21 protein-coding genes and 1 pseudogene are annotated in these 22,215 nt (G+C 60.4%); 11 read left to right on the top strand and 11 right to left on the bottom strand.

Features of this window, described 5'->3' with window-relative positions; genetic code table 11:
• Window positions 1–3 precede the first annotated feature (3 nt).
• Together LOY28_RS25860 and LOY28_RS25855 are read right to left on the bottom strand one after the other, a co-directional pair.
• On the bottom strand, window positions 4–1,245 hold the full coding sequence (locus LOY28_RS25860) for a TIGR03862 family flavoprotein (protein ID WP_258612708.1): 1,242 nt from the start codon (window positions 1,243–1,245) through the stop codon (window positions 4–6).
• 185 nt (window positions 1,246–1,430) lie between these two features.
• Window positions 1,431–2,351: a histone deacetylase gene (locus tag LOY28_RS25855; protein ID WP_018925789.1), complete on the bottom strand. Its 921-nt coding sequence runs from the start codon at window positions 2,349–2,351 to the stop codon at window positions 1,431–1,433.
• Between the two features lie 90 nt (window positions 2,352–2,441).
• Here LOY28_RS25855 and LOY28_RS25850 point away from each other — a divergent pair, with 90 nt between their 5' ends.
• From LOY28_RS25850 to LOY28_RS25840, 3 genes are all read left to right on the top strand, one after another.
• Window positions 2,442–3,011 carry a GNAT family N-acetyltransferase gene (locus LOY28_RS25850; RefSeq protein ID WP_258612707.1) on the top strand — a complete coding sequence of 190 codons (570 nt, stop codon included), beginning with the start codon at window positions 2,442–2,444 and terminating at the stop codon, window positions 3,009–3,011.
• A 109-nt stretch (window positions 3,012–3,120) separates the two neighbouring features.
• Window positions 3,121–3,990, top strand: coding sequence for an acyl-CoA thioesterase II (gene tesB, locus LOY28_RS25845; RefSeq protein WP_258612706.1), 870 nt, complete (start codon window positions 3,121–3,123; stop codon window positions 3,988–3,990).
• The gene (locus LOY28_RS25840) at window positions 3,987–4,580 is read left to right on the top strand and encodes an HAD family hydrolase (protein WP_028938856.1); all 594 of its coding nucleotides are present in this window, start codon (window positions 3,987–3,989) and stop codon (window positions 4,578–4,580) included. The genes tesB and LOY28_RS25840 overlap by 4 nt, the downstream gene beginning before the upstream one ends.
• Window positions 4,581–4,612: 32 nt before the next feature.
• Here LOY28_RS25840 and LOY28_RS25835 read toward each other — a convergent pair whose 3' ends face one another.
• The 3 genes from LOY28_RS25835 to LOY28_RS25825 all read right to left on the bottom strand — a co-directional run bounded on the left by LOY28_RS25835 (window position 4,613) and on the right by LOY28_RS25825 (window position 8,376).
• Entirely contained in the window at window positions 4,613–5,575 is a 963-nt protein-coding gene (locus LOY28_RS25835; RefSeq protein ID WP_086945923.1) for an alpha/beta fold hydrolase, read from the bottom strand.
• Window positions 5,575–6,468: a neutral zinc metallopeptidase gene (locus LOY28_RS25830; protein ID WP_096479511.1), complete on the bottom strand. Its 894-nt coding sequence runs from the start codon at window positions 6,466–6,468 to the stop codon at window positions 5,575–5,577. The genes LOY28_RS25835 and LOY28_RS25830 overlap by 1 nt, the downstream gene beginning before the upstream one ends.
• 195 nt (window positions 6,469–6,663) lie before the next feature.
• Entirely contained in the window at window positions 6,664–8,376 is a 1,713-nt protein-coding gene (locus tag LOY28_RS25825; protein WP_086945922.1) for an FAD-dependent oxidoreductase, read from the bottom strand.
• Between the two features lie 173 nt (window positions 8,377–8,549).
• Between LOY28_RS25825 and LOY28_RS25820 the strand changes: the two genes are divergently transcribed.
• The 4 genes from LOY28_RS25820 (at window position 8,550) to LOY28_RS25805 (ending at window position 12,398) form a co-directional block, all read left to right on the top strand.
• Window positions 8,550–9,326, top strand: coding sequence for an IclR family transcriptional regulator (locus LOY28_RS25820; RefSeq protein WP_018925796.1), 777 nt, complete (start codon window positions 8,550–8,552; stop codon window positions 9,324–9,326).
• Window positions 9,327–9,471: 145 nt separating this feature from the next.
• Complete coding sequence (locus LOY28_RS25815) at window positions 9,472–10,527, top strand: Gfo/Idh/MocA family protein (RefSeq protein ID WP_064620539.1); 1,056 nt, start codon at window positions 9,472–9,474, stop codon at window positions 10,525–10,527.
• 2 nt (window positions 10,528–10,529) lie between these two features.
• Window positions 10,530–11,345: a sugar phosphate isomerase/epimerase gene (locus LOY28_RS25810; protein WP_064620536.1), complete on the top strand. Its 816-nt coding sequence runs from the start codon at window positions 10,530–10,532 to the stop codon at window positions 11,343–11,345.
• 174 nt (window positions 11,346–11,519) lie between these two features.
• The gene (locus LOY28_RS25805) at window positions 11,520–12,398 is read left to right on the top strand and encodes a DMT family transporter (RefSeq protein WP_018925799.1); all 879 of its coding nucleotides are present in this window, start codon (window positions 11,520–11,522) and stop codon (window positions 12,396–12,398) included.
• A 6-nt stretch (window positions 12,399–12,404) separates the two neighbouring features.
• Here the strand turns inward: LOY28_RS25805 and LOY28_RS30210 are convergent, their stop codons facing one another.
• The 3 genes and pseudogenes from LOY28_RS30210 to LOY28_RS25795 all read right to left on the bottom strand — a co-directional run bounded on the left by LOY28_RS30210 (window position 12,405) and on the right by LOY28_RS25795 (window position 15,462).
• Complete coding sequence (locus LOY28_RS30210) at window positions 12,405–13,193, bottom strand: methyl-accepting chemotaxis protein (RefSeq protein WP_408981053.1); 789 nt, start codon at window positions 13,191–13,193, stop codon at window positions 12,405–12,407.
• Window positions 13,194–13,259: 66 nt separating this feature from the next.
• Window positions 13,260–14,027: pseudogene (locus LOY28_RS30205) on the bottom strand (MCP four helix bundle domain-containing protein); the annotation flags it as partial.
• Window positions 14,028–14,124: 97 nt separating this feature from the next.
• Window positions 14,125–15,462, bottom strand: coding sequence for an MFS transporter (locus LOY28_RS25795; RefSeq protein WP_018925801.1), 1,338 nt, complete (start codon window positions 15,460–15,462; stop codon window positions 14,125–14,127).
• Between the two features lie 490 nt (window positions 15,463–15,952).
• Here LOY28_RS25795 and quiC point away from each other — a divergent pair, with 490 nt between their 5' ends.
• Both quiC and LOY28_RS25785 read left to right on the top strand, forming a co-directional pair.
• A complete protein-coding gene (gene quiC / locus LOY28_RS25790) occupies window positions 15,953–17,854 on the top strand; it encodes a 3-dehydroshikimate dehydratase QuiC (protein WP_064620527.1) in 1,902 nt (633 codons plus the stop codon).
• A gap of 103 nt (window positions 17,855–17,957) precedes the next feature.
• Window positions 17,958–18,635, top strand: a complete 678-nt coding sequence (locus LOY28_RS25785) for a TetR/AcrR family transcriptional regulator (protein ID WP_018925803.1) — start codon at window positions 17,958–17,960, stop codon at window positions 18,633–18,635.
• Between the two features lie 53 nt (window positions 18,636–18,688).
• Here LOY28_RS25785 and LOY28_RS25780 read toward each other — a convergent pair whose 3' ends face one another.
• The 3 genes from LOY28_RS25780 to LOY28_RS25770 all read right to left on the bottom strand — a co-directional run bounded on the left by LOY28_RS25780 (window position 18,689) and on the right by LOY28_RS25770 (window position 21,031).
• Complete coding sequence (locus LOY28_RS25780) at window positions 18,689–19,543, bottom strand: shikimate dehydrogenase (protein WP_018925804.1); 855 nt, start codon at window positions 19,541–19,543, stop codon at window positions 18,689–18,691.
• Between the two features lie 5 nt (window positions 19,544–19,548).
• Entirely contained in the window at window positions 19,549–19,989 is a 441-nt protein-coding gene (gene aroQ / locus LOY28_RS25775) for a type II 3-dehydroquinate dehydratase (protein ID WP_086945920.1), read from the bottom strand.
• 130 nt (window positions 19,990–20,119) lie between these two features.
• Window positions 20,120–21,031 carry a LysR family transcriptional regulator gene (locus tag LOY28_RS25770; protein WP_018925805.1) on the bottom strand — a complete coding sequence of 304 codons (912 nt, stop codon included), beginning with the start codon at window positions 21,029–21,031 and terminating at the stop codon, window positions 20,120–20,122.
• A gap of 284 nt (window positions 21,032–21,315) precedes the next feature.
• Here LOY28_RS25770 and LOY28_RS25765 point away from each other — a divergent pair, with 284 nt between their 5' ends.
• A complete protein-coding gene (locus LOY28_RS25765; RefSeq protein WP_064620521.1) occupies window positions 21,316–21,744 on the top strand; it encodes a hypothetical protein in 429 nt (142 codons plus the stop codon).
• Complete coding sequence (locus tag LOY28_RS25760) at window positions 21,741–22,187, top strand: DUF2442 domain-containing protein (protein ID WP_258612704.1); 447 nt, start codon at window positions 21,741–21,743, stop codon at window positions 22,185–22,187. Before LOY28_RS25765 ends, LOY28_RS25760 begins: the two co-directional genes overlap by 4 nt.
• Window positions 22,188–22,215 lie beyond the last annotated feature (28 nt).

Here is a 22,215-nt window from a genome sequence, read left to right as displayed (position 1 = left end):
CGATCAGTGTCGGTGCTTCAACCACTCCACCATCCCCAACCCCGCCGCTCGCCCACTGGCGAAACACGCGGTCAGTAGATAGCCGCCGGTCGGCGCTTCCCAATCGAGCATTTCCCCTGCGCAGAACACGCCGGGTAGTTGCTTGAGCATCAAACGTTCATCCATCGCCTCGAACATCACGCCACCGGCACTGCTGATGGCTTCGTCCAATGGCCGGGTTTTCACCAGCGTCAGCGGCAATGCCTTGATTGCTTTGGCCAGCAGGGCCGGATCGGCAAAACAGTCAGCCGGTGTCAATTCCCGCAACAATGCTGCTTTCGCGCCATCTAGCCCAAGCTGACTGTGCAAGTGTTTGGCCATGGAGCGTGAGCCGCGCGGTTTGCTCAGCGCCGCCTGGATTTTATCCACAGGCTTGCCCGGCAACAGATCGAGGTGAACGGTTGCCGAGCCATGTTGATTGATCGCTTCGCGGATCGCTGCCGACAGGGCGTAGATCAAACTGCCCTCAATTCCCGTGGCAGTGATCACACACTCGCCGAGTCGCGGCACGTCGTCATTGAGGCCGATGGCGATATTTTTCAGCGGGCTGCCGGCGAATTTGCTGACCATCAATTCGCTCCAGGCCTGCACCTCGAAGCCGCAATTGCTCGGTTGCAATGGCGCCAGCCCTACACCGCGCTGTTCCAGCGGCAGCATCCAGGCACCGTCCGAGCCGAGACGCGACCAGCTTCCGCCGCCGAGTGCCAGCAGGCTCGCATCCGCGTGAACGGTTTTTTCGCCTTCGGGGCTGTCGATTAGCAAATCACCGTTGTTATCCCAACCGAGCCAGCGATGGCGGGTGTGGATAACTACGCCGGCATCGCGCAGGCGTTTGAGCCAGGCACGCAACAGGGGCGCGGCTTTCATGTCGGTGGGAAACACCCGGCCGGAGCTGCCGACAAAGGTTTCGATGCCCAGGTCATGAATCCATTGGCACAAGGCTTCGGCGCCGAACGAGCGTAACAGCGGGGCGATCTGCGGCGCCCGTTCGGCATAGCGTGAGAGAAATGCCGGGTAGGCCTCGGAGTGGGTGATGTTCATGCCGCCGACCCCGGCGAGCAGGAATTTTCGCCCCACTGAAGGCATGCCGTCGTACAGGTCGACCTTGATCCCGGCCTGGCTCAACACTTCAGCCGCCATCAAGCCGGCGGGGCCGCCGCCGATGATGGCGACGTGAGGGGGGAGGGAAGTGGAGGGCTGGGTCATGGCGAGAGCTGCGGCGTGGCGGAATAAGCCGCGCATTCTACCAGCCCTGCTCCCTGTGGGAGGATTCGAGGGCTGGTTAAAAAACAACCACCTCTCTGTAACCTATACCCCGCATGGGCTGCAGGCCCTTTCACTCAGGTTATCCACAGGCGGTTCCACAGGCATTGTGGGTAAAGACTCACACATCAATGACAACCTGATGACTGCCACACCCGTTGGGCGCTGTGATGGAGGATGCCATGACGGCGCGCCAGAGCCTTGCGGTCCTTGCTGTAGCCGCCGCCGATCACGCCGACCACCGGAATATCCCGGCCCAGGCAATGGCGCATCACGCTTTCATCACGAGCGGCGACGCCTTCGTCGGTCAGCTTCAGATAACCCAGGGCGTCGTCCTTGTGCACATCGACTCCGGCGTCGTACAGCACCAGATCCGGTTGATAGAGCGGCAGCAAATAGTTGAGCGCATCGTCCACCACCTTCAGGTAATCGGCGTCGCCCATGCCCATCGGCAACGGGATGTCCCAGTCGCTTTCGGCTTTGCGTGCAGGAAAATTCTTTTCGCAGTGTAGGGAAACGGTCACCGCTTCCGGGGTGTTGTGCAGGATTCGTGCAGTCCCGTCGCCCTGATGCACATCGCAATCGAAGATCAACACCCGATTCACCCGGCCACTTTCCAGCAGGTAATGGCTGATCACCGCCAGGTCATTGAAGATGCAGAACCCGGCAGGGTGATCGTAATGCGCGTGGTGCGTGCCGCCGGCCAGGTGACAAGCCAAGCCATGTTCCAGCGCCTGTTCGGCCGCCAGCAGCGAACCGCCGACCGCCCGCACGGTGCGCCGGGCCAGTGCTTCGCTCCAGGGCAGGCCGAGGCGCCGCTGGTCTTCGCGGGACAACTCGCCACCCATGTAGCGTTCGATGTACGCAGGGTCATGAGCGAGGGCGAGAATATCCGCCGGGCACAGGTCCGGGCGCAGCAGATCGGCGTCGCGGGTCAGGCCACTGTCCACCAGGTGATCGCGCAGCAGGCGAAACTTGTCCATGGGGAAGCGGTGATCCGCCGGGAACTCGGGGCTGTAGTCTTCGTGGTAGATCAGGGGCAGGGGCATGGCTGATTTATCGGGGAAGCATGTAGGAATGAGTGAACGATCCTACCAGCGATGTAGACTTGCGGCATGGAAACAGAGGGGAGGGGCACGATGGAGCCGATACTGGAACTCGAAAGCGCACGACTGTCATTACGGCAGTGGCGCGATGAGGATTTGCCGGCGTTTGCGGCGATGTGCGCCGATCCACAGGTGATGCGTTATTTTCCGGCGCCCTTGAGTCGGCTGGAAAGTGCCTCGCTGATCGGGCGGGTTCGCGGGCATTTTGCCGAGTATGGCTTCGGCCTCTGGGCACTGGAGCGCAAGGACACCGGAGCGTTCATCGGGTTTACCGGGCTGAGTGTGGTCGGCTTTGACGCACCGTTCACGCCAGCCATCGAAATCGGCTGGCGCCTGGCGCGCGAGCACTGGGGCCTGGGTTATGCCAGCGAGGCGGCATGGACCGCTCTGCGCTGTGGGTTTGATCGCTTGGCGCTGCAAGAGGTCGTGGCGTTCACCACCGAAACCAACCTGCCTTCGCAAAAAGTCATGCAGGCGATCGGCATGCACCATGCCCTCGCCGATGACTTCGAGCACCCGCGGCTTGCAGAGGATCATCCGCTGCGCCCGCACGTGTTGTATCGCATCACCCGTGAGCAATGGCTGCAAACCTTGCATGGATAAGCAGGCACGGACGTTTACAATGGCCCTCATGTTGAACCGGGCCATAAACTGAATCGACCGCCGCAGCCAAGACTGCGCGGCATTATTGCTCTGTGTGAGGAGAGTCTGAATGAGCCAAGTGTTGGAAGATCTGGTAGACCTGCTGACCCTGGAACCGATTGAAGAAAACCTGTTCCGTGGCCGCAGCCAGGACCTGGGTTTCCGTCAGTTGTTCGGCGGCCAGGTGCTCGGCCAGTCCCTGTCGGCGGCCAGTCAGACAGTCGAAGAGACACGCCATGTGCACTCGATGCACGGTTACTTCCTGCGTCCGGGCGATGCGAAGTTGCCGGTGGTGTATCAGGTCGATCGGGTGCGCGATGGCGGCAGTTTCAGCACGCGCCGGGTGACGGCGATCCAGAAGGGCAACCCGATTTTCACCTGCAGCGCCTCGTTCCAGTACGACGAAGAGGGCTTCCAGCATCAGAGCCAAATGCCGCAAGTGGTCGGCCCGGAGAACCTGCCGTCGGAGCTGGAACTCACTCAGCAGCGTGCAAACCTGATCCCGGAGCACATGCGCGAAAAACTGCTGTGCCCGAAACCGATCGAATTCCGGCCGGTGACCGAAAAAGATCCCTACAACCCGCAGCCTGCCGATCCGGTCAAATACGTCTGGTTCCGCGCCGATGGTGCGTTGGCTGACACTCCAGCGCTGCACAAATACCTGCTGGCCTATGCGTCGGACTTCGGCCTGTTGACCACCTCGATGCTGCCCCATGGCAAATCGGTCTGGCAGAAAGACATGCAGGTCGCCAGCCTTGATCATGCGTTGTGGTTCCACGCCGACCTGCGCGCCGATGACTGGTTGCTGTACGCCATGGACAGCCCGTGGGCCGGCAACTCGCGTGGATTCTCCCGTGGCAGCGTGTTCAACCGTGCCGGGCAACTGGTGGCCTCGGTCACTCAGGAAGGCCTGATTCGTCATCGCAAGGACTGGATATGAGCTTGGCCGAAGTGCGGCACTGGGTGTTCGACATGGACGGCACCCTGACCGTGGCCGTGCATGACTTCGCGGCGATTCGCGTGGCATTGGCGATTCCTGCGGAACACGACATCCTCACTCACCTCGCTGGGCTGCCGGCCGAAGAAGCGGCGGCCAAACATGCGTGGCTGCTGGAACACGAGCGGGATCTGGCACTGGGTTCGAAACCGGCTCCGGGCGCGGTGGAACTGGTGCGTGAGTTGGCCGGGCGTGGTTATCGCCTGGGCATTCTCACGCGCAATGCCCGTGAGCTGGCCCATGTCACGCTGGAGGCGATTGGCCTGGCCGATTGCTTTGCGGTGGAGGATGTATTGGGCCGGGATGAAGCGCCGCCCAAACCGCATCCCGGTGGTTTACTGAAACTGGCCGAGGCCTGGAAGGTGCCGGCGAGTGAAATGGTGATGGTCGGTGATTACCGCTTCGACCTGGATTGCGGCCGGGCGGCGGGGACGCGGACGGTGTTGGTGAACCTGCCGGATAATCCGTGGCCGGAATTGACCGATTGGCATGCGCGCGATTGCGTGGAGTTGCGGCAGCTGCTTTCGGCTTGAGAGATTGGGCGTCCGATCAGACGCCCCAAAACTCACTGCCCGAACAACGCCTTCTGCCCCTCGGGCGAGGTAAACATCCCGTCCCCATTGTGCCCGACCCCGGGCACTTCGATCAGCTGCTGACTCAACCCTTGAGGATGGCGCCGTTTCAGATAATTGAAATAATTGCGCCCGCGAATCAAACGAGACGCGCCCTGGGCTTTGGCCTCGCAACTTTTATCCAGCGCCGGGTGATTCGGGTCGATGTCCTGCTGCCCGAGCAAATAAACGATGTCGCGTTTGACGTAGTTTTCTTCCATCTGCGCAGGCGTTTGCCCATTGGCATAGGCGGGCAAGTCCGCCAGCCCATACTTCCAGCGATTGAAGTTCGGACACCCCGCGTGACTGAACGCCACTGGCCGTTGCTCATTGAAATAGGCATACGATGAAGGATTGGCGATCACATAACGCACCTTCACCCCCGCTGTGTCGAGGGCTGGCTGAGGGTGGCTCAACATGGCGTAACGCTGAACTACCTGAGCGCCGCCCGAGTGACCGGCAATGACAATTTGCTTCACGTCCGGAAACTGTCGCCGATCACCCAGGCGAGCGATGATTTCGTCGAGCGCCGCGTAGGAGCTCAGCGTAAACGGCGCGGTGGATAACCCGCCGGCCATCCAGTCATTGCCGTGCCAGCGTAAAACGCTGTCAGGCACCGGGTGGCTCGCGATGTCGGTTTCATTGAGAAACTGTGGGGCGAGCACCAGGGTGTTATCGCTTTGCCCGGCTTGCTGGGCCGCGTGCTCGGCGCTCTGGCGGTAGGTTTCAGCGTTGCGCAAACGACCATGAATGATGATCAGCACTCGTTCGATATTCTTCGCCGGTGTCGGGCCGATGCCCACCGCGATTTCGCCGGCGCTCAACAGCAGGCGCCCGGAACTGATCTCCTTGACCCCCTGCTCGGCAGCCTGGGCGCTTGTGCAGGTGATCAACAGAGCTAACAACCACTTGTGCATTACAGATTCTTCGCGGCAAAGGTATCGCACTGGCCAACCTGGCCTTGTGCAAATCCGGCTTTGAACCAGCGCACCCTTTGCGCTGACGTACCATGAGTGAACGAGTCCGGTACCACGCGGCCCTGACCTTGCTGCTGCAAGCGGTCATCGCCGATGGCGTTGGCGGCGTTCAAGGCTTCTTCGATGTCACCGGGTTCCAGCCAGTTCAGGCGCTTCTGCGCAATGTTGGCCCAGACCCCGGCCAGGCAATCAGCCTGCAGTTCCTGACGCACCAGCAAACCACCGTCGCCCTCCATTTGCCGGCCCTGCTGCCGAGCGGTCTGAATCTTCGCCGAAACGCCGAGCAAGGTCTGCACGTGGTGTCCGACTTCGTGAGCGATCACGTAGGCCTGGGCGAAATCACCGGCGGCGGAAAAGCGTTGCGACATTTCCTGGAAGAAACTCATGTCCAGATAGACCTTCTGGTCTGCCGGGCAATAGAACGGACCAGTCGCCGATGTCGCCAATCCGCACGCCGAGTTCACCTGATTGCTGAACAACACCAGGGTCGGGTCTTTATATTGCCGACCGGCCTGCTGGAAAATCTGGCCCCAGGTGTCTTCGGTGTCGCCGAGGATCGAGCGCACGAATTCGGCGTTTTCATCATTGGCCGGCGGTGCCTTGCGGGTGTGGGTGGTGGCCGGAGCCGATTGCTCGCTCATTTGCCCGGTCAATTGACCGAGGATCTGCATCGGGTCCTGGCCGGTGATCCAGCCGATCCCGACGATCAACAGGATCGCCGTCAGGCTCAGGCCCTTGCCCCCGCCGAAGCGCATCCCGCCACCCCCACCGCCGACATCATCGCCACGGGCATCGACCACGTTGTCGCTGCGTCGGCCTTTTTTCCATAGCATGGGGGTGAGTCCTCGTTTGAATATGGTGATGAGTGTTGCTGGTCAGAGAGAGCGGCGCCAGTCCGGTCGTCTGTCTTTTACTGCGCACGGAACATTTCAGACTTGTATTGAACACGGATAGCCCAGCGAATTCCTTCAGGGCGACAGGTTTTTACCGAGTGGGCGAATGCTTGTCTCGAGAATCACTGATCAAACTCACTCTATATCGGCGATATGCCGGGCAGCGATGTAGCCGAAGGTCAGCGCCGGGCCGAGATTGATACCGCCGGCGGGATAGTGCCCGCCCATGATGCTGGCCATGTCGCCGCCCGCTGCATACAACCCGGCGATGGCCTGCCCCGACTCGCCAAGAACCTGGGCATGTTCATTGACCTTGAGCCCGGCGAAGGTGCCAAAGCAGCCAGGCTGGACCTTCACGGCGTAGAACGGGCCTTGTTCAATCGGCGCGACGCACGGGTTAGGTTGCTGCAACGCATCGCCCTGTTTGCGGTTGTAAGGTGTCGAGCCACGACCGAACAACGGATCTTCGCCGTTGCGCGCACACCGGTTGTATTCATCCACCGTGCTGCGCAATCCGTTTGGGTCGATGCCGCAGGCCAGGGCCAATTCCTCGACAGTGTTGCCGGTTTTCAGATAACCGCTGCGGATAAAGGATGACAGCGGCACCGGAAACGGCCGAGAAATTCCCAGGCCATAACGCCGTTGAAAACCATGAGTGCAGATCAGCCAGGAGGCGACTTCTTCGCCCAGCGGTGCGGCGGCGACCATGGCCGTCACGTAGTCGTAGTAGCCGTCGGCTTCGTTGACGAAGCGCCGGCCGTTGCTCAGCACACCGATGATCCCCGGTTTGCCGCGTTCGATGATGTGCGGGAAGTGGCCGATGCTGCCGTCACTGTGCGGCACTTGCGAAACCGGCGCCCAGGCCACGGGCGATGCCATGTCGGTGTTGACCCGCGCACCGGCGCTTTCGCCCAATCGCAAACCATCACCGGCGACGCCGAGAGGCGGCAGCGCCAGGTGTTCGTTGCCGGTTGGTGTGCGGGGGAACAATGCCTTGCGTCGCTCGATATCATTGGCGAAACCTCCGGTCGCTAGCACCACGGCCTTGCGTGCATGGATGCGGATATTGCCTTTGGCGGTACTGACGATCGCGCCTTGCACCTGATCGCCTTCGCGAAGCAACTCGGTCACCGGTGCCGATTCCCAGAGCAAGACGCCCAGGTCTTCGGCGGACTTTGCCAACCGCGCAACCAGCGCCACGCCGTTGACCAGTTGCATCGCCCGACCATGAACAACGAGGTCGAACAAGTGCCGGGTGAAGCGCCGGGTCACGTGCCATGCCGCGGGCAAAGAGCGCGTCAGGTTGAGAAATGCGCTCAGGTCCGCCCCCGCCATGATCGGCATGCCCATGAACGAAGTTTCCCGCATGGTTTTGCGAAGGCGCTTCAGTAGCTTGCCGACTTTTCGTCCGTCATAAGGCGCAGCGATCACCGACCGTCCGCCGGTGCCGGCGCCCGGCGTGTCGCCATGAATGTCGGCGATGGCGTTGCCATCGGCGAATTGCAGGGCAGTGTGTTGCTCGAAGAACGCGACCATTCGCGGGCCAGCCTCAAGGAACGCGTCGATCATAGCCGGATCGTAACGCTCACCCAATTCGTGCTTCAGGTAAGTGCGCGGTTGCTCGACGTCTTCAACGATGCCGGCACGACGCGCCAGAGGATTGCACGGCACCCAGGCCCATCCGCCGGACCACGCCGTGGCGCCGCCGAACACCGGGTCTTTCTCGACCACGATCACTTTCAAGCCATGCCAGGCTGCGGTTACAGCTGCGGACAATCCGGCCGCACCGGAGCCGACGATCAGCACATCGCATTCGATGTCCGCAAGGAGGGGAGAGTCGGCAGGCATCGTTTAAAAGCTCCAGGTTGTTTTTGGAATTTGATTCCAGAAAATATAAAGGCTTGATTGATCCCGGCAACCATTCACTGCGTAAAGAGGGCGGTTATCGGACAGCGGGTTCCAGATTTCGCATTACGTGGTTTGTCTTTTAGAATCGGCAAAATTTCGAGTGGAACCCCCCCATGGCCGGCAGTCAGATCGAACGTGTTTTCAGCGTGCTGGAAAGCCTCACCAGTGACCCTCGCGGCCTGCCGATGCAGACGTTGGCGGAGCAACTGGACATCCCCAAAAGCGCGACCCACCGTCTGCTCACCGAGCTGATTCGGCTGGGTTACGTGCGACAGAATCCGGAGAACCTGCGCTATCACCTGTCGACCAAACTGGTGGCGATGGGTTTCCGTTACCTGTCGAGCAGCGGCGCCGATATCGTGCAACCGGTGCTCGATCGCCTGGCCGAGGAAACCGGCGAGCTGGTGCGCCTTGGCGTTATTGAAGGCGAGCGCCAGGTCTGGATCGCCAAGTCTCAGGGTGCCCGCTCGGGCCTGCGCTACGACCCGGACATGGGCCGTGATGCGCCCTTGTTCTACACCGCGTCGGGCCATGCATGGCTGGCGTGCATGAGCGATGCCGAAGCGTTGTCGCTGGTGGAGCGTCAGGGGAGCGAACGGCCGAAAGACCTGGGGCCGAACGCGCCGCGTTCCAACATTGAGTTACTGGAGCGCCTGCGTCTGGCGCGAGAGCAGGGCTACGCCTGGGTCGAAGAGAGTTCGGCAGTGGGCACCTCGGCGATTGCGGCGGTGGTGCGCCACCCAGGCGACGGTAGAGTGATCGGTGTGCTGAGCATTGCCGGGCCAAGCGCGCGGATGCCGGGGGCACGGTTGCATGAACTGGCGCCGCTGTTGTTGAAGTTCACTGAGGAGCTGTCTGCCGCAAGCCTGGCTTCGGAGTTGTTCGTCTAATTCTGCCCGCACAAACCCATATGTGGGCTATGCGAATCTGTGCGTTGTTCGAACACAAGTTGCCGTTACTCCTGTAAGAATCTGGAACCAGGTTCTAAATTATTGGAATTCATCCCTCCGACAATAATCACAAGAGGACCGCAGCATGACTTCGCCCCTTCGCATCGCCCTGATCGGTGCCGGCAACATGGGCCAGCAGCATTACCGGCATCTGCAAACCCTGACACAAGCGACGTTGTGTGCGGTGGCCGATCCCGGCCCACAAGCGGCAGGCCTCGCAGGCGAATGGGGCGTGGGGTATTTCGCGGATCACCGTCAGATGCTGGAGCAGGCGAAGCCAGACGCGGTGATCGTCGCCAACCCGAACACGCTCCACGTCAGCACGGCGCTCGATTGCCTCGCCGCCGGCGTGCCGGTGCTACTGGAAAAACCGGTGGGTGTGCACCTGGATGAAGCGCGCGAACTGGTGGCCGCGTCAAAAGCCACCGGAGTTCCCGTGCTGGTCGGCCACCATCGCCGGCACAATCCGTTGATCGTCCGCGCCCATGAACTGGTGCAGGGTGGCGCTTTGGGGCAGCTGACGACGGTGACGGCGCTCTGGCAGTTGCGCAAACCCGACAGCTATTTCGAAACGTCGTGGCGCCGCGAGCCCGGTGCGGGGATGTTGTTGACCAACCTGATTCACGACCTCGACCTGCTGCGGCATCTGTGCGGCGAAGTGCGCCAGGTGCAGGCAATCACCAGCAATGCGGTGCGCGGATTTGCCAACGAAGATTGCGCGGCGGTGCTGCTGCAATTCGACAACGGCGCACTGGGCAGCCTGACCGGTTCCGACGCGGTGGCGGCGCCCTGGAGTTGGGAGCTGGGTTCCGGGGAGAATCCGGCCTATCCGCGCCAGGCCGATCAGCCCTGTTACTTGCTGGCCGGGACGGGCGGTGCATTGAGCATTCCGCAGCTCAAGCGCTGGCACTACGCCGACGTCGATGGCGGATGGCATCAACCGTTGCTGGCGGAACAGGAACGCTTCAGCGTCGATGAAGCATTGCGTTTGCAGTTGCAGCACTTCGTGCGCGTGGCGCGTCGGGAAGTCGAACCCTTGGTGAGCGCGGCCGATGCTGCGCGCACCCTGGCGCTGGTTGAGGCGATTCGCGAGGCCGCCGAAACCGGTCGTGCCTGCACCCCGATGTCAATCGAGGGATGAGCATGAGTGAGCGAATCTTTTCCCTGGCCAGCCTGACGGTGCTGGAGTTGTCTCCGCCGGAGATGGTCGAAGTCGCAGCACGGGCAGGATACAGCCATGTCGGACTACGCCTTGAACCTGCGACAGCCGAAGAACATCACTTTGCGCTGGTAGCCGATGTCGGTTTACGGCGTGAGACGCTGGCGCGGCTGCACGACACCGGCATTCGTGTGCTGGATGTTGAAATCCTGCGTCTTAAACCGCAAACCGTCGTCGCCGACTTCGAGAAGATTCTGGCGGTCGGGGCGCAATTGGGTGCCAGTGAATTGCTGGTGGCTGGTAACGATCCCGACGAACAACGACTCACCGAGAACTTCGCCCGGCTGTGTGATCTGGCGGCACCTTACGGGCTGCATCCGCATCTGGAGTTCATGCCATGGACCGATGCACGCAATCTCGAACAAGCGGTGCGCGTCGTCGAAAACGCTGACCGGGAAAACGGCGCGGTGTTGGTGGACGCGTTCCATTTCGACCGATCGGGTTCGCGGCTGGAAGATCTGGCCAAAGTTGCCCCGTCACGGTTACGGTACACGCAGTTATGCGATGTCGCGGGGCCACGGCCAACGGACATGGCGGAGATTTTGCGTCAGGCGCGTAACGAGCGGCGTTTTCCGGGCGATGGTGATTGTGATCTGGCGGGGTTGTTGCAGTGTTTGCCGGCCGATATCCCGTTAAGCCTGGAGATTCCCACCGTGAAGTTGCTGGAGCAGGGCGTGAGCGGGTTGCAGCGGGCGCAGATGGCGTTGGATAAGACCCGGGAATTGTTGGCGCGCCTTTGAACCTGTGGCAAGGGAGCTTGTCGGACCGCCGCACCGTCCCGTTCGGCGGCGAAGCGGTCGTCAACGACCTGTTATATGCAGTGACGGAACACCTTTGCTGATTTGGGGACTGCTGCGCAGTCCAGCGGGAGCAAGCTCCCTCGCCACATTCTGATTTGATTACAGAGGCCTTGCATGACCATCAGCACCCCGCTCTCCGGTGTAAACCAACCCTTCAAAGGGATTCTGCTGATTGTCGTCGCGACCTTTCTGTTTTCCAGTCACGACGCCTTGTCGAAATATCTATCGGGGTTCTATCCGATCGTCATGGTGGTCTGGGCCCGTTATGTGGTTCACACCTTGCTGATGGCCGGGATTTTCCTGCCGCAATCGGGGTTGCGCGTCCTGCGCACCAAACGTCCGTTGCTGCAGTTGTTCAGGGCGTTGTGCCTGTTGGGCACCAGTTTGTTCTTCACCACCGGTTTGCAGTACATCCCATTGGCCGAAGCCACGGCGGTCAACTTTCTCGCTCCGGTTCTGGTCACCGCGTTGTCGGTGCCACTGCTGCGTGAGCGGGTCACTCGTGGCCAATGGATCGCAGTGATTTGCGGATTTGTCGGTGTATTGATCATCGTCCATCCCGGCGGTGATCTGTTCACGCCAGCAGTCTTGCTGCCGCTCTGCTCGGCACTGTTTTTCTGCTTCTATCAATTGCTCACCCGCAAGCTCAGTGAAGTCGACAGCCCGACCACCAGTAACTTCTTCGCCGGCCTGTGCAACACCCTGGTGATGAGTGCGTTGGTGCCGTTTTTCTGGAAAGTGCCAAGCCTTGGGCATGGATTGATGATGGTTGCACTGGGCGCCTGCGGGATGACGGCGCACCTGTTTCTGACCCAGGCGTTCCGCCATGCCGCCCCCGCGCTGCTGGCACCGTTCGGCTATTGCCAGATTGTCTTTGCCGGTTTGCTCGGCTGGTTGCTGTTTTCTCACACGCCGACCCTGACCACGGTGGTCGGGATCGCGGTGATTTGCTGCAGCGGGTTGGCGGCGGCGTGGCAACAAAGCCGCCGCTGAACCCGGTCAAAATTTGAAACGCACCACCAGGTTTTGCAGGCCCGCCGCCAGTCGCGACAACTCCTGGCTGGTGGCGCTGGTCCGGGTTGCGGCGTCGGCGCTTTCCAGCGACAGGTCGCGGATGTTCAGCAGATTACGATCCACCTCACGGGCCACCTGCGCCTGTTCTTCCGAGGCGCTGGCGATCACCAGGTTACGTTCATGGATCTGCTCCATCGCCCGGGTGATTTCTGCCAGTGCCAGCCCGGCCTGTTCAGCAATCGACAAGGTTTCGGCGACACGCTGACTGTTGTCGTGCATCGACATCACCACACCGTTGGTATCGCCCTGAACCCGGCCGATGATCTGTTCGATCTCCCGGGTTGATTGCTGAGTGCGATGCGCCAGCGCCCGAACTTCATCGGCCACCACCGCGAAACCACGCCCGGCTTCCCCGGCTCGCGCAGCCTCGATGGCGGCATTGAGCGCGAGCAGGTTGGTCTGTTCGGCGATGGCGCGGATCACGTCCAGCACCTTGCCGATTTCCCGGGACTGCTCGGCCAGGGTCTGAACCTGTTGCAGCGCGATGCCCGCATTGCCGCTCATCGCCTGAATCGAATCCAGGGTTTCAATCACTCGCGCCTGGCCCTGGTTGGCTTGCTGTGTGGACTGTCTGGTGCTGTCAGAAGTCGATACCGCGTTGCGTGCCACTTCTTCCACCGCGACGGTCATTTCGTTGACGGCCGTGGCGGCCTGCTCGATTTCATTGTGTTGCTGTTGCAGCCGACTGGAATCCTGTTGAGTGCTTTGATTCATCTGCAGGGCGGCGGCCGCCAGTTGAGTCGACGTGCCGCTGATTAGTTGCAGGGTTTCCCGCAGGCTGGTCTGCATGGCCGACAGGGCCTTAAGCAAGCGTGCGGTTTCATCGGCGCCGTGGCTGCGGATCGGTTGACTCAGGTCACCGGCGGCCACTTGCTCGGCCACGTCGACCGCCTGACGGATCGGCAGGACGATGCTGCGAATCAACAGCCAGGCCAGGCACAGGGTCAGGAGTGCGACCGCTATCAGCGCACCGATCACGGTGATTTTTACCTGGTTGTAGAGCGAGTCAGCCTGGTTGGCTGACAGGCTGACTTCGTTGGCGGAAAGCGCCATCAATTCGGCGAACTGGTCACCGGTCTGGGTCGAGTAGTCCTGGATTTTTCCATTGAGCAACGCGGTCATTTCTTCGCTGCGGTTCTCCCGCGACAGAGCTTCGTATTGCGCCAGCGCCTGGCGGTAACTGGTGACGGTGGTGACGAACTTTTCGTACGGCCCCCGGTTGTAATCACCGACCAGCGGAGTGAATTTTTCCAGCGTCTCTGCAAGCCAACCCTGCACTTGGTGCAGACGTGTGACGGTGGCATCGAGCACCTTTGGATCGCGGTTGAGCGCCATGCGCAGGCTGAGCACGCGAATGCTCAGGATGTAGTCGCGGATTTCACCCAGGTGGCGAATGCTGGGCAGGGAGACGTTTTCAGTGTGCTGGCCGGTGGCGCGGACTTGCGCGACCTGTTTAAGGGCGAACAGCCCCTGCAACAGGACCAGCAGGGCGATGACGCCGAAGCTGATCACGGCACGTTTGGCGATGCTCAAGTTACCTGGCGACATGGTGTGCCTCTGTGGCTGTGAGAAAAAAAGGGTGAAATGGATAAATCGCGGCCATAAAAAAACGCAGGCCCGGGATCAGGCCTGCGTTTGTGGTGTATCAATCTTTTACGGTCGGAATCTTGCGCGGTGCCATGAAGTACATCCAGGTCAGCGCGATGAAGTACATCGCCGGAATGATGGTGAACAACACGGTGTAGTTGTTGTTGGTGATGGTCAGAATGTGGCCGACCAACTGGGTCATGAACATCCCGCCGATCGCCGCGCACATGCCACCGAAGCCGAACACCGTACTCATCATGTGTTTAGGCGTGTAGTCCATCACCAGGCTCCAGATGTTCGCGGTCCAGGCCTGGTGCGCGCCAATGGCCAGGGAGATGGCGAAGACTGCGAGCCACAGGCTGCTCGAACCGGCGGCCATGACCACGCCGATGATGCAGCAGGCGAACAGGAACATGGACATCAGTCGGGCCTTGATCGGGTTGATCCCGCGACCGATCAGGAACGAAGACAGGATCCCGCCGCCGACGCTGCCGAAGTCAGCCGTGAGATAGATGATGATCAGCGGAATACCCATCTGGGTCACGTTGATCCCCAGGTTGTATTGCTGATTGAGGAACGGCGGCAGCCAGTACAGGTAGAACCAGAACACCGGCGCGGTGATCGAGTAGGCGAGGGCGAAGGCCCAGGTGCCACGCATGCGCAGGATTCGCGAGAACGGTACGCGGGATTGTTCCGGTTCGACTTCCTTCTGGATGTAGTCCAGTTCCGATTGTTTAACGCTCGGGTGATCTTCCGGGTTGAAGTACTTCAGGCCCCAGAACAGCAACCAGATGCCGCCCAGCGCCGCCATGCACAGGAACGCGGCTTGCCAGCCCCAAGCGTGAAGAATCAGTGGCAGCAGCATCGGTGTGAACATCGCACCGACGTTGGTCCCGGCGTTGAAAATACCGGTGGCCACGGCGCGCTCGCCAGCAGGGAACCACAACCGGGTGGTTTTCACGCAGGCCGGGTAGTTGGCGGCTTCGGTCAGACCGAGAATGAACCGGCAGACCATGAAGCCCGCCGCCGAAGTGGCCAGGCCATGAGCGCCGGTGGCCAGGCTCCAGAGCAGTACCGCGAAGAAGAACACGCGCTTCACGCCGACCCGGTCGATCAACCGGCCTTGCAGCACGAAACCGACGGCGTAGCCGACCTGGAACCAGAAGTTGATGTTGGCGTAGTCCATCGCCGTCCAGCTCAGTTCCTTGGCCAGGATCGGCTGCATGACGCCCAGGGCGGCGCGGTCGATGTAGTTCAGGGTGGTGGCGAAAAATACCAGCGCCAGCATTCCCCAGCGGGTTTTGCCGACGGCCATGGCGCCGCGGATTTTGTCGCCGATGCCGCCAGTGGCGACGCTTTGGGCCGAAGCCACGCGAGAGCTTTGAGAAGGAAACATGTGTGTGCCATCCGTTCAATGACTGACAAGCGAGGCTTGTCGGGACTTCAAGGGCGCGTGATCAATCGATGGCGACGGGCGCGGGTGAGATTGATCGGCTGAGGTGTTTTCGTCAGGCGACGACAACGTTTTATTCAGCGAGCGGCGCAGTTCGGCCGAGTGGGCGCAAGGTTCGGATGGACACCAGGTCTGGCGTGAGATCGGTGGAGCAAGCAAACAAGGCGTTGAATGAGCGCATGAGCGTGTACCCGTTTTTTGAAATTTTTATGTGGTGTTCAGGGTCTTTGGTAACCGAGTCCATGGGGTCGTGACCGGACTCAATGTGGTGTCGATGGTGCGCAGTGGACGAAAAATCGTCAATTCGCCAACCGCCATTGTGTTCGATAATCGCCCGCAAAACTAACCGGGTAGTACACTTTGAATTGCTGTGCGGATTCGTCAAGCCAATAATTTGCCCAACAAGAATGTCCCCACCACCGGGAGTCGACACATGCAGCGTTCCATTGCCACCGTTTCCTTGAGCGGTACCCTGCCGGAAAAACTAGAAGCCATCGCCGCCGCCGGATTTGACGGGGTGGAAATTTTCGAGAACGACCTTCTCTACTACGACGGCAGCCCACGGGAAATCAGGCAGATGTGCGCTGATCTCGGGATCGCGATCACACTGTTCCAACCCTTTCGGGATTTCGAAGGTTGCCGCCGCGATCGCCTGCCGCGCAATCTGGAGCGGGCCGAGCGCAAGTTCGATTTGATGCAAGAGCTGGGCACCGACCTGGTGCTGGTGTGCAGCAACGCCTCGGCCGACTCCATCGGCGATGAGCAGATCCTGGTCGACGACTTGCGCCTGCTCGCCGAACGGGCCGGCGCTCGTGGTTTGCGGATCGGTTACGAAGCGCTGGCCTGGGGCCGCCACGTGAACACGTACCAACAGGTGTGGAACATCGTTCGCCAGGCCGATCATCCGAACCTCGGCGTGTTGCTGGACAGTTTCCATACGCTGTCGCTCAAGGGCGACCCGACGGCGATCGCCGAGATTCCCGGTGACAAGATCTTCTTCGTGCAAATGGCCGATGCACCGATCCTGGCCATGGACGTGCTGGAGTGGAGCCGGCATTTCCGTTGTTTCCCCGGCCAGGGCGAGTTCGATCTGCCGGGGTTCCTCGCGCCGATCATCAAGAGCGGCTATACCGGCCCGCTGTCGCTGGAGATCTTCAACGACGGTTTCCGCGCCGCGCCACCCCGGGCCAACGCCGCCGACGGCTTGCGTTCGTTGCTGTACCTGGAAGAGAAAACCCGCGAGCGTCTGGAGCAGGAAGCCACGCCTGTGGCCAATCGCGACATTCTGTTCGATACCCCAGGCGCCAGCGAATACAACGGCATCGAGTTTCTTGAGTTCGCCGTGGACGAAAGCCTCGGCGCGAAGTTGTCCCATTGGCTGGAGCGGCTGGGTTTCGTCAAGGCTGGGCAACACCGTTCCAAGAGTGTCAGCCTGTTGCGTCAGGGCGATATCAACCTGATCCTCAACTCCGAACCTTATTCCTTCGCCCACAGTTTTTTCGAGGCCCATGGGCCATCGCTGTGCGCCACCGCCGTGCGGGTCAAGGACAGCGCCAGTGCGTTGGCCCGAGCCGTGGCTTACAAAGGCCAGCCGTATCGCGGGCTGGTAGGCCCCAATGAGCTGGAACTCGCCGCCGTGCGTGCGCCGGACGGCAGTCTGATTTACCTGGTGGACCAGGACGCCGACGTCTATGGCACTGACTTCAATCTGCAACCGGCGGCCGTGGCCAGCGGTGGCCTCAAGCGCATCGACCACATGGCCATGGCACTGCCCGCCGACAGCCTCGACAGCTGGGTGTTGTTCTATAAAAGCCTGCTGGATTTCGAAGCCGACGATGAAGTGGTGCTGCCCGACCCGTATGGTCTGGTGAAGAGCCGTGCCTTGCGCAGCCGTTGCAGTTCGATCCGCCTGCCGCTGAACATTTCCGAGAATCGCAACACCGCGATCTCACACGCACTGTCGAGTTATCGCGGTTCCGGCGTGCATCACATCGCTTTCGATTGTGATGACATCTTTGCCGAAGTCAGCCGTGCCAAGGAGGCGGGCGTGCCGCTGCTGGATATCCCGCTCAACTACTACGATGACCTCGCCGCACGCTTCGATTTCGACGACGAATTCCTCAGCGAGCTAGCGTATTTCAACGTCCTCTACGACCGCGATGCCCAGGGCGGCGAGCTGTTTCACGTGTACACCGAGCCGTTCGAAGGGCGGTTTTTCTTTGAAATCATCCAGCGCAAAAACGGCTATGCGGGGTACGGCGCGGCCAACGTAGCCGTGCGACTGGCGGCCATGGCCAAATCCCGAAGTGGTGGCGTACGTCAGACAAAGTTGTAGGAAAATCGTAAACACGGGTACAAAACCGCTGCCGCGTGGCTTCCTTCACTGCGCGCAGCGGCCCATAATCGCCTACTTGTGCAGTGATGGCCGTGAGCCCGCAATGACAATAATTTCAAAACTCTCCGTAGCGCCCGAAAAGCCAATTGCCGAGCCTCGCAAGAGTCGCAAGAACAACCCGGAAAAAACCCGCGAGAACATCCTTCAAGAGGCCATTGTCGAGTTCGTCCAACAGGGGCTTTCCGGTGCGCGCGTCGATGCGATCGCCGAGCGCATCCACACCTCCAAACGCATGATCTATTACTACTTCGGCAGTAAGGAACAGCTCTACGTCGAGGTGCTGGAAAAACTCTACGGAGATATCCGCAGCACCGAAAGTCGCTTGCACCTGGCCGAGCTGGCGCCGGTGGAGGCGATTCGGCGGTTGGTGGAATTCACCTTCGACCACCATGATCGCAACGTTGATTTCGTGCGTATCGTCTGCATCGAGAACATTCACAACGCTGAGTATGTGAAGCGCTCCGATGCGATCAAGGCGATGAACAACACCATCCTCGATTCACTGGGCGAGATTTTGCGTCGCGGGGCCGCAGAGGGTGTATTCCGCGCCGGCCTCGATCCGCTGGATGTGCACCTGCTGATCAGTTCGTTTTGCTTCTATCGCGTGTCGAACCGTCATACCTTTGGTGAGATCTTTCAGATCGACTTGCCGGACGAAAGTATCAAGCAGCGTCATCGGGAGATGATCTGCGAGTCGGTGTTGCGGTATCTGCAGGCCTGACGCCTTCGCAGGCAAGCCTCGCGCCTACGGACGATGCTTGCCTGCGAAGCTTTTCAACCATTCATGCTCTGAAAATGCTCCAGCATCCGCTGGGCATCCGGCACCACTCCGCTGAATAATTCAAACGCCTTCACCGCCTGAAACACCGCCATGTTGCCGCCGTCCAGGGTTCGGCAACCCAGCGCGCGAGCATTGCGTAGCAGTTCGGTTTCCAGCGGGAAGTAAACGATCTCCGCCACCCACAACTGCGGCCGAAGCAGTTCTACCGGCACCGGCATGCCAGGCAGCTTTTTCATGCCCATGGGCGTGGTATTCACCAGTCCATCAGCCTGACCCAGCGTCCCCGGCAAGTCATGACCGGCCACGGCGCGGCCAAAACCGAAATGCTGATTGAGGTTGTCCGCCAAAGACTGAGCCCGGCTGTGATCCACATCGAAAATGCTCAGCAGTTGTACGCCTTCGCTCAATAACGCGTGGGCCACCGCTGCGCCTGCGCCACCGGCGCCCATTTGCACCACTCGTTCACGGGCAACGTCCTGCAGGCCGCGACGAAACCCTTCGGCGAAGCCCAGGCAATCGGTGTTGTGGCCGATGCGTTTCCCGTCCTTCAACACCACCGTGTTCACCGCGCCAATGCCGCGGGCTTCCGGCGACAATTCGTCGAGCAACGGGATGATTGTCTGCTTGCACGGGAAGGTGATGTTCAGCCCGGTGAAATTCATCCGCTCGGCGGCCATCAGCAGGTCGGGCAGGGCGCCGCTGTCGAGTTTCAGCTGATCCAGGTCGATCAGTCGATACAGGTAGCGCAGACCCTGCGCATCGCCTTCGTGCTCGTGCAGCGCCGGAGTGCGGGAAGCCTGAATGCCGGCGCCGATCAGCCCGGCCAATACCACGGTGTTCTGTGTCATCACGCTTAACCTTTCAAACGTTGGCTGAAATGCTCCAGCGCCAAACGATAGCCGTGGCTGCCGAAACCGCACATCACCGCCGTGGCGATGGACGAGACAAAGGAGTGATGCCGGAAGGGTTCGCGGGCATGGACGTTGGACAGGTGCACTTCGATCACGGGCAGTTCGCTGGCGACCAGCGCATCGCGAATGGCGACCGAGGTGTGGGTCCAGGCAGCCGGATTGATGACGATCCCGGCGCAGCGGCCACGGGCGGCATGAATCCAGTCGAGCAGTTCGCCTTCATGGTTGGTCTGGCGAAACTCCACCTTCAGGCCGAACTCTTCGGCGGCGCGACCGCACAGCGCTGAAATATCCGCCAGGGTTTCGTGGCCATAAGTCTCCGGTTCACGGGTACCGAGCAGGTTCAGGTTCGGGCCGTTGAGCACCAGAACGATAGGGGACATCGGGTCTCTCCACTTATTATTGTTGGCATTGGCCGAGGGTCTCAGCCTGTGGAGATAAATTGTACTAACTGGTTAATAAGGTCAATTGAAGAGGCGCCGGCCCTGGATTATCTGTGCGGTGATCGAACGTTCAGCGCGGAAGACGCTCAACCAGAAAATCGATAAACGCCCTGAGCCGCAACGGCACATGGCGGCTTTGCGGATACAGCAAAGTGAAGGGGCGGGAGCGCCCGCCATAGGGCTTGAGCACTTCCACCAGCGAGCCATCCGCCAGTTCGTTTTCGACGATGAAGCGATAGGTTTGAAACAGCCCGGCGCCGTGTTTCGCCAGCGTCACGCCGCCCAATACATCATCGGAACAGCAGTAATTACCTTCGGCCAAAATCTCCAGTGGCACGCCGTTATCGTTGAACAGCCAGGCAATCCGCCGCCCGCTGCTGGGTAGCTCGAACTGGATGCATTCGTGGTGCGCCAGGTCGTCCAGGGTTTGTGGCATGCCGGCACGCTTCAGATAGTCAGGGCTGGCGATCATCACCAGCGCGGCGTCTTCCAGTGGCCGGGCAATCAGTCCGGAGTCGGGAATCGCCCGCACACGGATGGCCATGTCATAGCCTTCGCCGACGAAATCGATGTTGCGATTGCTGATGTGCACCTCGACTTTCACGGCGGGAAAACGCGCCCGGAACGCCGGCAGCAGCGGCAGGATGCGGTGGTGGGCATAGGTGGTGGGAATGCTGATACGCAAGGTGCCGGAGGGTTCCTGCTGTTGACCCATGACTTCGCGCTGAGCCTCGACCAGTTGCGCAAGGGCCAGGCGACACTCCTCAAAATAGCGCCGGCCACTATCGGTCAGCTTGACGCTGCGGGTGGTACGCGCGAACAGCCGCACACCCAGACGTTCTTCCATCCGCGACACCGAGCGGCTGACCGCGGCCGGGGTCACACCCGCCACCAGGGCCGCGGCGGTAAAGCTGCCCGCTTCGGCGGCCAGGCAAAACAGTTCGATGCTGCCGAGCTGAAGATCGTCGAAATGTCGCTGCATGATTGATTACACCAAGAATCAAATGGGATGCCTGAGGTGGTATTTATCAAATGCAGGCGTACAAATACAGGATTCGTTTCAACCACCAGCGCCGTTGAGTTCATCACCGGCCAGATATTGGCAGTGAAAGGATTGCTTACTCTTTTTTGCCCTGATTGGCAGGGGACGGTCGACCTGAAACGCTAGGCTCAAACGTGGTCAGCTGATCGAACGGTTAGCGCCAGTTATCGGGTTTTCAAGGAATGGCGAATCTTCGGATTCTATAACCTAACGGATGGGTTAGCATGAATGTATGCCGCTACAAGGGATTGTCACTGGTAGTCATGTTGCGTGACGAGCATTGCCCACCACACGTTCACGTCGATGGAGGCACATGGAGCGCACGCTTTCGGTTCAGCTTCTGGCACAACGGCGTAGATCTCTGGGATGTCATTCCTCATTCGCATCGACCTCCTCTGGCCATGCTGGAGGGGTTACGCCAGGCGCTCAGGCAACCTGCCCATTTGCGGCGAGCCCGTGGCATCTGGTGGAGCAAATTGCAGACGGCCTGCCTCGACAATCAGTTATGGGATTGGCAGGGCAATGAAGTGGTCGTGATGAAGAGGGTTGCCAGCACGACTTACATGATTGGTTCGGCTCGCTATGAGCCTGAAGGAAACAAGACCTTATTGACGCTGATGGGAGCACCGGAGGGCGTGGAGATCGAATTATGAAAACGATAAGTGCAAAAATGCAGGTAGATCACCCTGTGACCGAAGGCGTTTTGGACGAAGCGATCGAGAGTGGCGAGTTACGCCGTCGCAGTGGATTGAATGCAACGACGGTGATCTTTCTCGATCCATGTCTCGCCGTCGGTTTCGAGGATGGCAGCGGTGTGTTGTTGCCAGTGAAAAACTATCCAGAGTTCGATGGTTTTGAGACCGAGGATTTCGCCGGTTTGAAAATCGGTTTCGCCGGAGCCGCACTTTGCCATGAAGGCAAGGATCTGCAGGTGTCCATCGCCGGTTTGATTTCGGCGAGCAAACCGCTGATGGATATGGCGGCCTCGGTGGTCGCCTCGCGCAATGGCCGTCAGAGCAGCACCGCCAAAGCCGAGGCAGCTCGGGCCAACGGCAAGAAGGGCGGTCGCCCACGCAAGGTCGATGCGGCTCTTTGATCGCCCACAAAAAAGCCGTCCCGAGGAC

The sequence above is a fragment of the Pseudomonas sp. B21-017 genome (genome assembly GCF_024749245.1).
In the GTDB taxonomy this organism is placed as follows: domain Bacteria; phylum Pseudomonadota; class Gammaproteobacteria; order Pseudomonadales; family Pseudomonadaceae; genus Aquipseudomonas.
The sequence above is the reverse complement of the archived record's forward strand: the minus strand, read 5'-3'. Positions and strand labels throughout refer to the sequence as shown.